Annotated in this window: 12 protein-coding genes; 9 read left to right on the top strand and 3 right to left on the bottom strand. The window is 64.5% G+C overall.

The annotated features are described in order from the left end of the window. Positions 1-130: 130 nt before the first annotated feature. The 3 genes from K5607_RS10420 to K5607_RS10410 all read left to right on the top strand — a co-directional run bounded on the left by K5607_RS10420 (position 131) and on the right by K5607_RS10410 (position 2,450). Positions 131-364, top strand: coding sequence for a glutaredoxin family protein (locus K5607_RS10420; protein ID WP_054774371.1), 234 nt, complete (start codon positions 131-133; stop codon positions 362-364). Positions 365-438: 74 nt separating this feature from the next. Continuing rightward, complete coding sequence (locus tag K5607_RS10415) at positions 439-2,040, top strand: MutS-related protein (protein WP_221046979.1); 1,602 nt, start codon at positions 439-441, stop codon at positions 2,038-2,040. A 26-nt stretch (positions 2,041-2,066) separates the two neighbouring features. After that, complete coding sequence (locus K5607_RS10410) at positions 2,067-2,450, top strand: rhodanese-like domain-containing protein (RefSeq protein WP_054774370.1); 384 nt, start codon at positions 2,067-2,069, stop codon at positions 2,448-2,450. 54 nt (positions 2,451-2,504) lie between these two features. On the opposite strand, the gene K5607_RS10405 is transcribed toward K5607_RS10410, so the two are convergent. From K5607_RS10405 to K5607_RS10395, 3 genes are all read right to left on the bottom strand, one after another. Continuing rightward, entirely contained in the window at positions 2,505-3,254 is a 750-nt protein-coding gene (locus K5607_RS10405) for a carbonic anhydrase (RefSeq protein WP_054774369.1), read from the bottom strand. 88 nt (positions 3,255-3,342) lie between these two features. After that, positions 3,343-3,903, bottom strand: coding sequence for a hypothetical protein (locus K5607_RS10400; RefSeq protein ID WP_221046978.1), 561 nt, complete (start codon positions 3,901-3,903; stop codon positions 3,343-3,345). Positions 3,904-3,999: 96 nt separating this feature from the next. After that, the gene (locus tag K5607_RS10395; protein ID WP_221046977.1) at positions 4,000-5,043 is read right to left on the bottom strand and encodes an AI-2E family transporter; all 1,044 of its coding nucleotides are present in this window, start codon (positions 5,041-5,043) and stop codon (positions 4,000-4,002) included. Positions 5,044-5,316: 273 nt separating this feature from the next. On the opposite strand from K5607_RS10395, the gene hyfB reads away from it, so the two are divergent. From hyfB to K5607_RS10365, 6 genes are read left to right on the top strand one after another with little or no spacing between them, the layout of a single operon-like run. Continuing rightward, positions 5,317-7,335 (top strand): hydrogenase 4 subunit B, encoded by a 2,019-nt coding sequence (gene hyfB, locus K5607_RS10390; RefSeq protein ID WP_221046976.1) that lies wholly within the window; start codon positions 5,317-5,319, stop codon positions 7,333-7,335. Beyond that, positions 7,320-8,288 (top strand): respiratory chain complex I subunit 1 family protein, encoded by a 969-nt coding sequence (locus tag K5607_RS10385; protein WP_246598830.1) that lies wholly within the window; start codon positions 7,320-7,322, stop codon positions 8,286-8,288. The genes hyfB and K5607_RS10385 overlap by 16 nt, the downstream gene beginning before the upstream one ends. After that, positions 8,275-8,955: a hypothetical protein gene (locus K5607_RS10380; protein ID WP_054773886.1), complete on the top strand. Its 681-nt coding sequence runs from the start codon at positions 8,275-8,277 to the stop codon at positions 8,953-8,955. Before K5607_RS10385 ends, K5607_RS10380 begins: the two co-directional genes overlap by 14 nt. Further along, positions 8,952-10,418 (top strand): hydrogenase 4 subunit F, encoded by a 1,467-nt coding sequence (locus K5607_RS10375; protein WP_054773885.1) that lies wholly within the window; start codon positions 8,952-8,954, stop codon positions 10,416-10,418. Before K5607_RS10380 ends, K5607_RS10375 begins: the two co-directional genes overlap by 4 nt. A 17-nt stretch (positions 10,419-10,435) precedes the next feature. Beyond that, positions 10,436-12,001 carry a hydrogenase large subunit gene (locus tag K5607_RS10370; RefSeq protein ID WP_221046975.1) on the top strand — a complete coding sequence of 522 codons (1,566 nt, stop codon included), beginning with the start codon at positions 10,436-10,438 and terminating at the stop codon, positions 11,999-12,001. Positions 12,002-12,010: 9 nt separating this feature from the next. After that, positions 12,011-12,517, top strand: coding sequence for an NADH-quinone oxidoreductase subunit B family protein (locus K5607_RS10365; RefSeq protein WP_221046974.1), 507 nt, complete (start codon positions 12,011-12,013; stop codon positions 12,515-12,517). The last annotated feature ends 130 nt before the right edge of the window (positions 12,518-12,647 follow it).

Raw genomic sequence — 12,647 nt, 5'->3', positions numbered from 1 at the left:
TCTCCCTCAGGGAGAGGGCTAGGGTGAGGGAGTTGGATGGCCGTGACTTTATTATCTCCCCTCACCCCAACCCTCTCCCGAAGAGGGAGAGGGGGCCGGAAGGGAAGGCGCCTGGAACTCTTGAGGAATTATGAACGACGCCAAACTGGAACTCTACGGCACCGACGGCTGCCATCTGTGCGAAGAGGCGGCAGCCTTGCTGCAATCCCTATCCCTCTCCGCACGCCATATCGACATTGCCGGCGACGACGGTCTGGTGGAGCGCTACGGCACCCGCATCCCGGTGTTGCGTCGGGCGGATGGGGCGGAATTGGGCTGGCCGTTCGGCGCGGAAGACGTCATGCGCTTCACCGGCGCCAACTAGCCCCGCTTGAAGCCGGCCGGGCGAGCGTGTAGGTTTAGCGCCATTCGACCATCCGCCGCGAGGGCCTTGCCACCATGACAGCTACCACCGACACCATCCTGCGCGGCGACGCCACGGTGCTTTTTCCCATCAAGGGCACGGCGCCGGTGGCCACCGGCGAGGGGGTGGTCGACGACATCACTTTCCGCACTATCGAAATCGACGCCTTGTTCGACTTCGCCAACCACGCCCGCACCCGGGTGGGCCAGGCGGTGCTGTACCGCTCCCTGGTGCGGCCGGAGGACGCTTTCGAGAAGGTGGCCGCCAAACAGGAAGCCCTGCGCGAACTGGAGCAGAACAAGGAGCTACTGCAAAGCGTTACCCGTTTGGTGCAGCGGGCCGCCCAGTGGGAGGGCGACTTTTACCAGCTGCTCTACGCCAGCTTCATCGGCCTGATGGGCAAACCCGCCAACGAGCAGGAACTGGGCGGCTACGGCTACGACACCTACCAGCGCGGCATCCGTTTCCTGCTGGGGCTGGCCGAGGACGCGGCGGCCTTGCCGGCGCCGAAGAGCGCCTATCTCAAAGACATCCTCGCCGCCGTCGACCGTTTCGCCAAATCGCGCGCCGGGGCGCTCATGCGCGGGCCGGTGTACCGCACGGAAAAGACCGTCGTCACCAAGCAAGAGAAGGGCCTGTTCACCCCCGCTCTCAAGTTCACCCCGACCCTGTTCAAGCCGGTGGCCCTGTCCCTGGCGGCGGTGGCGATCGTGGTGCTGGTCAACGTGCTGCCGTTGTTGCTGGACATCGTCGAAACCATCATGCCGGCCCTGTGGCTGTTCCTGCTGCCCGTCGCCCTGACCTACACCCCCATCGTCGGCAGCTTCGACCGGGACGGCTGCATCTACCCGCTGCGGGACATTTACCGCCGCTCGCCGGAAGTGCAGGAAGCGGTGGACGCCCTCGGCCGTCTGGACGAGCTGCTGTCCTTCCGCAACTATGCGGAAGCCTACGGCCCGCCCATGGTGTTGCCCACTTTGTTGGAGGGGCCGTCCCATCGCTTCAGCATGAAAGGCGCGCGCAACCCCATCTTGGGCAAGAACAACCGCTATTACGTGCCCAACGACGCCGCTTTGGACGGCCATTGCCTGACTTTTATCACCGGCCCCAACAGCGGCGGCAAAACCGCCTTCTGCAAAACCGTGGCGCAAATCCAGCTGCTGGCCCAGGCCGGCGGCTACGTGCCGGCGGCTTCGGCGGAACTGACCGTGGCCGACCGCATCTTCTACCAGACGCCGGAAATGAGCGCTTTGTCCGACGGCGAAGGCCGCTTCGGCACGGAGTTGAAGCGCACCAAAGCCATCTTCCTAGCCACCAGCGCCAGCAGCCTGGTGGTGCTGGACGAATTGTCCGAGGGCACCACCACCCAGGAAAAATTGGAAATCTCCGCCAACATCCTGGAAGGCTTCCACAAGAAGGGCAACAACACCCTGCTCATCACCCACAACCACGAACTGGTGGACGTATTCCAGGAGCAGAACATCGGCCTGGCCTTGCAAGTGGAATTCGCCAAGGAACGCGCCACCCACCGCCTGGTGCCCGGCATCTCCCGCGTCAGCCACGCCCATCACGTCGCCCGCAAAATCGGCTTTGCCAAGGAGGATATCGCCAAGTACCTGGAAGAGAAGGGAATTTGATGCCGCTGTCGACGAGGTTAAACGCCATGTTTCCCAAAAAGCTCCATTCCGTCGTAGCCGCCATGGCGATTCTGGCCGGCTGCGACTTTCAGCAGCCGGACTACGTCAAAATGGTTTCCGCGGACGAATTGAACCGTATCATGCAGGCCGGCGACATTTTCCTGGTGGACGTGCATACCCCCGAGCAGAAACACATCCGCGGCACGGACCTGTTCATCCCGTACAACGAAGTCGATAAGTACCAAAGCAAATTGCCCGAGGACAAAAACACGGCCATCTATGTCTATTGCGAAGGCGGCCCCATGGGCAATGCCGCCGCCAAAGCCCTTTACCGGCTGGGCTACCGCAACTTGATGAATCTTGAGGGCGGGGCGAAAGCGTGGAGGAAGAGCGGCTTCGCTTTCGAATAAGGGCTGCGCGGCCGGGTTCGCGGTGGTCCGTGTCGCCCGGCGTACCGGACGGTATCAGTTGGCGCCGAGGAGGCGCCCGTTTAGCTTCTGCTCCGCGCGAGCGTTGCCTCGGTAGTATTTCCCATTGAATTGTTCGATCTGCTTTTGGGACGCTTGTATGGTTTCCCGTAGCACGAACCACTGGGTGCCTTCCGTGCATGGCGGGGTGGTTAAGGAACCCGCATAGGTATAGAAATGCCGGGTATTTTTCGGCAGCAGTTCGGCGGGTTGCAACGGCAACGGCGTGTTCACCGTAGCACCGGTGCGGCTGGGCGCTAGATCGAGAATTTTCTGGAATTCCTGGTTGAATTGCCCGGCTTCGACAAATACGCCGACAACGGCCAATTTTCCATCCGCCGTGCCGTTGACGAAATGGATTTCCATCGGGTAACGGACGCCGTTGGTCAGGTGCTCGCTGGGCGAATGGAAATGGAACTGTAGCAAACGGTATTCGACTTTGCCGATATACAGGCTTCCCTTGGAAATATTCGCCCTGATGGTGTGGCCGTTATTGGTCAGGCTCAACGGCACGTCGGCGTAGCGCGGCTTGAGCTCGTCGCTTCCCTTGAGCTTTTTCACGCTGTTCCGCTCGATGTTCACCGGCGACTGCTTTTGCCCTATGCTGCAATCGGCGTAGGGAAACGGCGGCTTGTATATCGGATCCGCGAGCATGCCCCACTGGGCTTGTTCGTCATAGGTCCAATGGGGATCGACATGGGCGTCGGCGGCCAGCGTCGGTTGCAGCGCCAGTACATTGCCGATCAAAACGCTGCCGGCGGCAACACTTGTCCGGGTTTTAATGGGCGGAACCTTTTTTAGTCATGGGGCTGAAACCGCCTTTTCCGGTTAGCGTCTAGCAGGTGTAATTCGGGTCGCTGCATTTTTCCAGAATGCTGCGGTTCTTTCTGAACAGCGTATGGCAAGAAGTGCAGGTGCTGGTGATGGCATCCATGGTTGCCGGAATGGCGTGGATTTGGTTCCAGTTGGCTTGCTCTTCCATTTGCTTGGCATACAGGCGCAATTTATCGGCCAGCGCCCTGAACGTGGCTTGGTCGCCCGGATTCAAGCGCAGCGCCGGCAAGGTCGCGATAATCGCTTCCACCGTGCCGGAGAGTTCGCTGGCAGTTTTGGCGACTTCCTGGGTTTGCTGGCGCGTTTCCACGCTGGCGTTCACCTCGTCGCGCATTTGCCGGTAAACCAGCGTATTGATTCGGTCCATCGCCTGCTGCAGGCGGTTGTTGTGGATCGCGTGCATGGCGGGGAGGCCGGTGTCCGCCGGTTCCGTTGCCGCCGCATAGGCCGGGGCGGGCGCCGCAGCGCTCGCGGCCGGCTGGGAGACCGGCGGTTCGGGCTTGCGGTCGGTAGAGCACGCGGTCACGAATAAGAGCAGGGTCAGCAGGCAAGCGAGGCGCATGGGTGGCTCCGGGTCTGAATCTGAAAGGGTTGATCGGCGACGGTTTTATTATGGTGCGCTTTGGCCGGCAGCGGACGGCGCCCGCCGGCCGGGCGTTCAATCGGCCGCGGCTTGCGCCGTTTCGTCTGCCCAATCCCGCCAGATGGACATGGCGATAGCCATCACCGTGGGGCCTAGGAACAGGCCGATGAGGCCGAGGTTTTCCAGGCCGCCGAAGATGCCCAGCAGGGTCCACAGGAAGGGCAGGCGCAGGGCGTTGCCGATGAGGGTGGGGCGGATGTAGTTGTCGGCGGCGAACACCACCGCCAGGCCGAAACCCAGGAGGCCCAGTCCGGCGGCCAGGCTGCCCTGGGCGCACAGCACCAGGGCGGCGGCGCCGAACACCAGCTTGGCGGCGAAGGGGATCATGGCCATGACGCCGGTGACCACGGCGAGAATGGCCGGATGCTGCAGGCCGGCGGCGGCGTAGCCCAGGCCCAGCAGCAAGCCCACGCCCAGGCCCACCAGCACCAGGCCGTTGACGGTGCCGCGCACCGCCACGGCGGCGTGCAGCACATAACGTTCGCCGACGGTGCCGAACAGCGCTTCGCCGCAACGGCGCACTTGCCGCGCCAGCCCATCGCCGTGACGGTAGAGGAAGAACAAGGCCAGCAGGGTGACGAACACCGCCACCAATCGATGCATCACCTGACTGGCGAGCGCCTTGGTGTAGCCCAGCAGGGAGGCGATGTGCAACTCCTGCAGGGTTTCGTTGACGGTGGCGCCGTCGCCCAAATAGTCGGACCAGGTGGACGTGGCCCAATCGCCGATCAGGGGGAGCTTCGGCAGCCAGTCCGGCGCCGCGACGCCGTGGGCCTGGGCTTCCAGCAGCAAGTGGCTCAAGGATTGCGCTTCGCGGCCGACAAGCAATAGGCCGTAGCTGATCGGCGCCAGCACCAACACCGCCATGACGGCGGTGAACAGCGCTGCCGCGCCTTTTTCCAGCCGGTTTTCCAGCCAGCGATACGGTTGCCAGGTGGCGACGGCCAACACCACCGCCCAGGCCAGGGGCGAGAGGAAGCTGTGCAGCAGCCACAGGCCCAGGGTTACCACCAGCGCGCCGCCCACGGCGCGCGCCCACAGATTTTCTTGATTTTGCATCGGTTTCGCTTCGTCCTTATCGTCCGGGGCGGTCGTCTTTGGGGGGCGTGCCGCGGCTCTCGCCTTGGAACGGAAAATACCACAGCGAGGCGGGGGCGGCGACTTTGTCGTCGTGGTTTGCCCGCCGGCGCCGCGCGGGATTTCCCCCGCTCGCCGGCGGCGGCGTTTAAGGAACGTATCACCTGGGGCTGATAGTGTGCGGGTAAACGCTGCGCGCGGCGGCAGGTTCCCAGGCCTTTCGATTGCGGCGCCGTTTCTTCAGAGAGCGACTTCATGTCATTGTTTTTAGCTGAAATGTCGGTGCTTGCCGCGTTGCTGTCCAGCCTGGTTGCGTTGGCGGCGGGGCGCCGTATCGGGCGGACGGCACCGTTCGCCTGCTTAGGCCTATCGGGCGCCGCCGCCCTGTTGGCCGGCGTCGAGGCGTTGTCCGGCGGCGCAAGCGTTACGGCCGTCTTGCCTTTCGGCTTGCCCTGGTTGCCCTGGCATTTGCGCCTCGATCCCTTGGCGGGCTTTTTCCTGTGCGTTCTCGGCGTTCCGCTGATCGCCGCCAGCCTGTTCGGTCCGGGTTACGCGCGGGAGTTGCAGCACGGCAAGAGCCCTTTGTCCGTGCTGGGTCTGTTCACCGGCCTGTTCGTCGCCGGCATGGAGCTGGTGCTGCTGGCGGACGACGCGTTTTTCTTCGTCATCGTCTGGGAGCTGATGTCGGTGGCCAGCTATTTCCTGGTGGCTTTCCAGCACGAACACTCCGCCAACCGGCGGGCGGCGTTCCTTTACCTGCTGATGGCGGAAATCGGCGCCATCGCCATCATCCTGGCATTCGGCGTGCTGGCGGGCTTTGCCGGCGGCCTCACCTTCGACGCCATGCGCGGCGTGGCGCTGGCGCCGGCCTGGGCCAGCTTGGCCTTTACCCTGGCCCTGATCGGGTTCGGCATGAAAGCCGGCCTGGTTCCCCTGCACGCCTGGCTGCCCGAGGCCCATCCGGTGGCGCCGTCGCATATTTCCGCCTTGATGAGCGGCGTGATGCTGAAAGTGGCGGTGTACGGGTTCGTCCGTTTCGTTTTCGATCTTCTGCCTGCGACGTTCTGGCAGTGGGGCGTGGTGGTGTTGGCGATCGGCGCCGGTTCCGCCGTGTTGGGCATCCTTTACGCCCTGCAACAGCAAAACCTCAAGCGCATGCTGGCTTATTCGTCGGTGGAGAACGTCGGCATCATCTTCATGGCCCTGGGATTGAGCCTGATTTTTCGCGGCGGCGGCCAGACCCAGCTGGGCGCCCTGGCGCTGTTGGCGGCGTTGCTGCATTGCTTCAACCACGCGCTGTTCAAGAGCCTGTTGTTCCTGGGCGCCGGCGCCGTGTTGCACCAGGCCAAGGAGCACAGCCTGGAGTTGATGGGCGGCTTGATCCATCGCATGCCCAAGCTGGCGGCGGTGTTTCTGGTGGGCTGCCTGAGCGCTTCGGCGCTGCCGTTTTTCAACGGCTTCGTGTCCGAATGGCTGATTTTCCAAGCGGCGCTGCAAGCGGGCGTGCTCGGCAGCGGCGTGTTGCGCAGCGTGATTCCCGCCGCCAGCGCGGTGCTGGCCTTGACTTCCGCCTTGGCCGCCGCCGCCTTCGTGCAGGTTTACGGCGTGGCGTTCCTGGGGTTGCCCCGCTCCCATCATGCCGCCCGCGCCCGCGAGGTGCATCACCGGGGCATGTTGCTTGGGCCGGCGCTGCTGGCCGCCTGTTGCGTGGCGTTCGGCATCTTTCCCTATCCCCTCATCAACGCGCTGGGTACGGTGACCGGCCTGCTGACCGGCGAACACTTGCCCCAGGCTTCCGCCCTGGGATGGTTGTGGCTGACGCCGGTGTCGCCGGAAGTGTCTTCCTATTCGCCGCCGCTGCTGTTGCTGGGCGCCGTGGCGGTGGGGTGGTTGTGTTATTACGCGCTTTATCGCCGCGGCGGCCCGGAGCCGCGCCGCGCCGAGCCTTGGGACTGCGGCTTCGGCGGCCTGAACGCTCGCATGCAGTACACCGCCGCCGCCTTCAGCATGCCGATACGGCGAATTTTCCAACCGGTGTTCGATGTGGAGGAGCGCGTGGACACGCATAGCGACGGACCCGGCCGCTGGCACGTCACCGGCCTGGCTTACCACCTGCAGGTGGCCGATCGCGCCTGGAACGCGCTGTACGAGCCCTTCGGCCAGGGCGTCACCCGCTTGGCGCGCTGGGTCGGGCGGATTCAGACCGGCAGCGTGCGCACCTATCTCGCTTATTCCTTCTTTACCTTGCTGGTGCTGTTATGGCTGATCAGCTGATGGCGTGGCTGCTGGCGGTGTTGGAAACCCTGCTGTTCATCGGCGCGGCGCCTTTGCTGGCGGGCTGGATCAAGCGCGTCAAATGCCGGCTGCAGAACCGTAAGCCGCCGTCGCTGCTGCAACCGTATCGGGACTTGCGCAAGTTGTGGCGCAAGCAGCCCATCGTGCCCCATCCCGCTTCCTGGATTTTCCGCATCGCGCCCTACGTCGTGTTCGCCTCGGCGGTGTTGGCGGCTTCCATCGTGCCCTTGCTGGCGGTGAATCTGCCCACCGAGCGCATCGCCGACGTCATCGTGCTGGTGGGGCTGTTCGCCCTGGGGCGGACCTTCCTGGTGCTGGCCGGCATGGACATCGGCACCGCTTTCGGCGGCATGGGGTCGTCGCGGGAGATGACCATTTCCTCCCTGGCCGAGCCGGCCATGCTCATGGCGGTATTTACCCTGGCCATGAGCGCCCACACCACCAACTTGTCGCAGGCCATGGACTACGTGCTGGACACCGGCTTGGCGTTGCGCCCGTCTTTCGTGTTCGCCATGTTGGGCCTGATGCTGGTGGCGGTGGCGGAGACCGGCCGCATCCCGGTGGACAATCCCGCCACCCATTTGGAATTGACTATGATCCACGAGGCCATGGTCCTGGAATACAGCGGACGCTACCTGGGCCTGATGGAATGGGCGGCGCAGATCAAGCTCATGCTGTACGGCGTGCTCATCGTCAATATCTTCCTGCCCTGGGGCATCGCCAACGAACTGAGCTGGGCGGCCTTAGCTGTCGGCTTGGCGGCGGTCACCCTCAAGCTGGCGCTGTTGGCGGTGGTGCTGGCGCTGTCCGAGGCGCTGTTCGCCAAGATGCGGGTGTTCCGCGTGCAGGAATACTTGAGCTTCGCGTATCTGTTGAGCGTCCTGGGGATGCTGAGCCACATCATTCTGGAGGCGCCGCATGTCCATCACTGATCTCGACTATTACCAGCAGGCGGTGCTGCTGTTGGCCGGACTGATCGGGCTGACTTCTTTCCTCATGCTGGGCCAGTCGCGGCTGGTGCGGCTGGTGTGGATCTTCGGCCTGCAAGGGTTGTTGCTGGCGGCCACCACGGCCCTGGTGGCGGCGGTGCTGGACTCGCCCCATTTGTATATTTCCGCGCTGTTGACGTTTTGCCTGAAAGGCATCGTCATTCCCAACCTGCTCAACCGCCAGATCGTGCGCTTGGGATTGCACCGGGAAATGGACACCATCGAGCACCCGGCGCGCATCATGATGGGGGGCGCGGCCTTGATGGTGTTCAGCTATTACGTGTCCTTGCCGGTCATCGCCCAATCGCAGTTGGTGACGCTCAACGCCGTCGCCGTCAGCCTGGCGGTGGTGCTGCTGGGCATGTTGCTGATGATTACCCGGCGCCAGGCCATGGCCCATGTGGTGGGTTTTATGTCCATCGAGAACGGCCTGTTCTTCGCCGCCGTGGTGTCCACTTACGGCATGCCCATGGTGGTGGAGCTGGGCATCGCCTTCGACGTGCTGGTGGCGGCGGTGATTTTCGGCGTGTTCTTTCTGCACATCCGCAGCAGCATCGACTCCTTGGACGTGGACCGGCTTAGCCGGCTGAGCGAGGCGGAGGAGAAATGATCGGCGTCTACCTGATCCTGGCCTTGCCCTTGGCCGGCATGGCGATTCTGGCCCTGCAGCGCGATAGCCGCAAAGCCGGCCGCATCAACGTGCTATGCAACGGGCTGGCGCTGGCGGCATCGGTGTGGCTGGCGCTGGACGTGTTGTGGCGGGGACCGCGGTTGTCGCCCGGCAAACTGCTGTATATCGATTCCTTCAACGTCTACCTGGTGGCCTTGACCGCTTTCGTCGGCCTGACCACCTCGATTTTCTCAGGCCCCTACATGGCCCACGAGCGGGAGATCGGCCGCATCGGTTCGCGCCGCTTGCGCCTGTATTACTCCATGTACCAGGGCTTCATGCTGGCCATGTATTTGGTGCTGACCACCAACAGCATGGGGGTGATGTGGGTGGCGATGGAAGGGGCGACCCTGGCCACCGTGCTGCTGGTCAGCTTGTACCGTACGCCGGAATCGGTGGAAGCGGCCTGGAAGTATTTCATCCTGTGCGGCGTCGGCATCGCCCAGGCGCTGTTCGGCACCATCCTGCTGTATTTCGCCGCCGAACAGGTGCAGGGGCTGGGCGGCGACGCGCTGCTGTGGACGGTGCTGCACGAGCACGCCGCCGCGCTCAATCCCAGTATCCTGGCGCTGGCCTTCGTCTTCCTGCTGGTGGGGTACGGCACCAAGATCGGGCTGGTGCCTCTGCACCAGTGGCTGCCCGACGCCCACTCGGAAGGCCCGACGCCCATGTCGGCCATCCTCTCCGGCCTGTTGCTCAACGACGCCTTGTACGCGGTGGTGCGCTGCAAAATGGTGGTGGATGGCTCCCTGGGCAACCACACGGCGGGCAATCTGATGATGGGCTTCGGGATGCTGTCCTTCCTGGTGGCGGCGCTGTTCCTGCATCGCCAGAGCGACATCAAGCGGCTGTTCAGTTATTCCTCCATCGAGCACATGGGACTGATGACCTTCGCTTTCGGCGTGGGCAGTCCCTGGGCCACTTTCGCCGCCTTGTTCCACATGACCACCCATTCCCTCACCAAGTCGGCGATTTTCGTCACCGTGGGCCACGCTTCCCAGCTGGCCGGCACCCAGCGCATGGACAAGATACGCGGCTTGATCCGCACCCAGCCCGCCGTCGGCTGGGGCTTGCTGATCGGCACGGTGGCCATCGCCGGTTTTCCGCCCTTCGGCGTGTTCGCCAGCGAGTTCCTGGTGCTGGTCGCCACCATGCAGGATTATCCCTGGCTCACGCCGTTGCTGTTGCTCGGCGTGGGCACCGCTTTCGCCGGCTTGTTCCGCCACTTGCAGCCCATGGTTTACGGCGACGCGCCGGAGGGCTTGCGGCCCATCAAGGCCAATTTGTTGCCGGTGATGATCCACCTGGCCTTGGTGTTGTGGCTGGGACTGGCGATCCCGGCGTTCCTCGGCGATTGGTTCAACCAGGCGACGCGCTTGATTTCCGGGGGGCTGCCGCTGTGACTGGGACGAACGCCGACTTGCATCTAGCCGCCGTGCTGCAGGAACAGGGCATCGTGGTGCGCCCGTTGCAGCCCAGCCCCCTGGCGCCGGCGGAGCTGCTGGAAATCGACGCTTTTGATTGGGGCAGGGCGGCTGAGCTGGCCCAGCCGGTCGGCTGGCGCTGGGTAGCGGCCTGGGCGGAAGACGAGGGCGAGCGTCTTTCCGTCAGCGCCTGCTTGGAAAAGCACGGCGGCTATACCGTGCTGCGCACCCGCGTGGACAGCGGCCACCCGGCGCTGCCGTCCCAGGCTGCCTATTACGTGGCGGCGGACAGGCCGGAGCGGCACATGCAGGACCTGTTCGGCATCCGCTTCAGCGGCCATCCCGACGGCCGCCGCTGGACGCGCCACCAAGCCTGGGGAGAGGGCAGCTTTCCCCTGCGCAAAGCCTATCCCTTGGCCGGTACGCCGCCGGAACAAACGCCGCCGGATTCGGGCTACCCATTCCTCAAGGCCCAGGGCCACGGCGTTTACGAAATCCCCGTCGGGCCGGTGCATGCCGGCATCATCGAGCCGGGCCATTTCCGCTTCCAGGCGGTGGGCGAGATGGTGCTGAACCTGGAAGAGCGGCTCGGTTACGTGCACAAAGGCATCGAAAAGCTCGCCGAAGGGCGCACGCCGGAAGCCTTGGCGCGCCTGGCCGGGAGGGTGTCCGGCGACACCGCCGTGGGGCACGCCTTCGCCGCCTGCCAAGCCATGGAAAGGGCGGCCGGCATCGAGGCGCCGGCCCGCGCCGCCTTCATCCGCGGCATTCTGGCCGAGCGGGAGCGGGTCGCCAACCACTTGTGGGACCTGGGCGCCATTTGCAACGACGTGGGTTTCGCCTTCGCCAATTACCAGTTCGGCCGCTTGCGGGAGCTGTGGCTGCGCGACAACCTAGCGCTGTTCGGCCATCGCTTGCTGATGGACCGCGTCGTGCCCGGTGGCGCGGCGGTGGATGTGGATGGGGAAGGGATTAAACGCATGCGCGCTTCCATCGCCTTCCTGCGCCGGGAGCTGGACGAGCTGTTGCCCATCCTCGACGCTAATTCCTCCCTGGAAGACCGCTTGCTCGGCGCCGGCGTGTTGAGCGCGGAAGATGCGGCGGCCCTGGGTGCGCTGGGGTTCGTCGGGCGCGCCAGCGGCCAGCGTTTCGACGTGCGCCACGACGCGCCCTACGCGCCCTACGACCGCTTCCCGGTGAAAGTGCCGCTGGAAGAGCAGGGCGACGTGGCCTCGCGCTTCTGGGTGCGCTACAAGGAAATCCGCGTCGCCTTGCGTTTGCTCGAACGGCTGTTGGAGGAGCTCCCGGCCGGGGCGTTGACGGTTCCTTGGCAAGCGCCGCCGGCGGGCGCCGAAGGGCTGGGGATGGTGGAGGGCTGGCGCGGCGAAATTCTCTGCTTCGTGCGCTTCGGCGCGGACGGCGCGATCGGCCGCTATTACCCGCGCGACCCCAGCACCGTCAACTGGCCGGCGCTGGAAAAGCTCATCCACGGCAATATCGTTCCCGACTTCCCCGTGTGCAACAAATCGGTGAACGGTTCCTACTCCGGCCAGGATTTGTAAGGGGACGCCATGCTCAGCCTGTACCGCAAAATCTTCACTACCGGCGTGCTGACGGAGGACGTTCCCCGCCCGCCCCTGGAGCCGGAAGTGGAAGCCGTCGGCGTCCAACTCAAGGCCGCCATCGACCGCCGTTTCGCCGGCAGCCTCGCCATCCGCCAGGTGGACGCCGGTTCGTGCAACGGCTGCGAACTGGAAATCCACGCCCTCAACAACGTCTATTACGACATCGAACGCTTCGGCGTGCACTTCGTCGCCTCGCCGCGCCACGCCGACGTGCTGCTGGTGACGGGGCCCGTGTCGCGCCACATGGAAGCCGCCCTGCGCCGCACGTACGAGGCCGCCGCCGATCCCAAGTGGGTGATCGCTGCGGGCGATTGCGCCGCCTGCGGCGGCGAGTTCGGCGTGTCCTACGCCAGTTGCGGCGCCGTGAGCAACGTCATTCCGGTGCATGCCGTCATTCCCGGCTGTCCGCCGGCTCCCGCCGAGCTGCTGCGGGGCATACTCGGCTTATTTTGACTTGATCGGATGGGGGCAGGCCGAGCGGTTGAAAAACGTGCTCCGCGTGGCTTTTGCAGGCCTGCTACTGCGAAATACTACGAGTTCTCACTGACAACCATCTAAAATGGCGCCCTCGCGGTTCCGTGCC

It is taken from the genome of Methylogaea oryzae (genome assembly GCF_019669985.1).
In the GTDB taxonomy this organism is placed as follows: Bacteria; Pseudomonadota; Gammaproteobacteria; order Methylococcales; family Methylococcaceae; genus Methylogaea; species Methylogaea oryzae.
Note: the sequence above shows the minus strand (reverse complement) of the source record. Positions and strands in the feature narration are given on the sequence as shown.

Excerpts from the sequence above, each read along its gene's own strand:
- K5607_RS10420 (WP_054774371.1), top strand. The coding sequence starts at position 131 with ATGAACGACGCCAAACTGGAACTCTACGGCACCGACGGCTGCCATCTG.
- K5607_RS10415 (WP_221046979.1), top strand. The coding sequence starts at position 439 with ATGACAGCTACCACCGACACCATCCTGCGCGGCGACGCCACGGTGCTT.
- K5607_RS10410 (WP_054774370.1), top strand. The coding sequence starts at position 2,067 with ATGTTTCCCAAAAAGCTCCATTCCGTCGTAGCCGCCATGGCGATTCTG.
- K5607_RS10400 (WP_221046978.1), bottom strand. The coding sequence starts at position 3,903 with ATGCGCCTCGCTTGCCTGCTGACCCTGCTCTTATTCGTGACCGCGTGC.
- K5607_RS10395 (WP_221046977.1), bottom strand. The coding sequence starts at position 5,043 with ATGCAAAATCAAGAAAATCTGTGGGCGCGCGCCGTGGGCGGCGCGCTG.
- hyfB (WP_221046976.1), top strand. The coding sequence starts at position 5,317 with ATGTCATTGTTTTTAGCTGAAATGTCGGTGCTTGCCGCGTTGCTGTCC.
- K5607_RS10385 (WP_246598830.1), top strand. The coding sequence starts at position 7,320 with ATGGCTGATCAGCTGATGGCGTGGCTGCTGGCGGTGTTGGAAACCCTG.
- K5607_RS10380 (WP_054773886.1), top strand. The coding sequence starts at position 8,275 with ATGTCCATCACTGATCTCGACTATTACCAGCAGGCGGTGCTGCTGTTG.
- K5607_RS10375 (WP_054773885.1), top strand. The coding sequence starts at position 8,952 with ATGATCGGCGTCTACCTGATCCTGGCCTTGCCCTTGGCCGGCATGGCG.
- K5607_RS10365 (WP_221046974.1), top strand. The coding sequence starts at position 12,011 with ATGCTCAGCCTGTACCGCAAAATCTTCACTACCGGCGTGCTGACGGAG.